The sequence below is a fragment of the Robertmurraya korlensis genome, from assembly GCF_023715225.1.
In the GTDB taxonomy this organism is placed as follows: Bacteria; Bacillota; Bacilli; order Bacillales; family Cytobacillaceae; genus Robertmurraya_A.
Genome location: NZ_JAMBNS010000075.1, coordinates 1 through 479 on the forward strand (window position 1 = coordinate 1; position 479 = coordinate 479).

The window sequence follows — 479 nt, forward strand, 5'->3', positions numbered from 1 at the left end:
TAATGACACCGGGCTTCGAAGCACACTTAGCCTTGGCATTTAACCCCTCGCATCTTGAGATTGTATCGCCTGTATTGATTGGTTCAGTGCGTGCCCGCCAAGTACTCCGTCAAGATAAGACGGGTGATGCCGTTTTGCCAATCGTGGTACACGGTGACGCCGCGTTCGCCGGTCAAGGTGTCAACCAAGAAACTTTCCAAATGTCACAAACCCGTGCCTACTCAACAGGTGGTACGCTGCATATTATTATCAATAACCAAGTGGGTTTTACCACCAGCCGCTTAGAAGATGCGCGTTCAACTGAATACTGTACCGACATCGCCAAGATGGTCCACGCACCGATTTTTCATGTAAACGGTGCCGATCCAGAAGCCGTGGTTTTTAGGGCACAGCTTGCCCACGACTAGCGCCAAACTTACCCGAAAGATAGCGGGAGTGAGAGGTACTGTTACCGTCGGAACGGTCCCCATGAAGCGGAG

Annotated in this window: 1 protein-coding gene; it reads left to right on the forward strand. The window is 51.6% G+C overall.

Features of this window, described 5'->3' with window-relative positions:
- A partial coding sequence (locus M3175_RS25880; protein WP_251524556.1) for a thiamine pyrophosphate-dependent enzyme occupies positions 1-407 on the forward strand: 407 nt, incomplete at its 5' end.
- Positions 408-479: the final 72 nt, after the last annotated feature.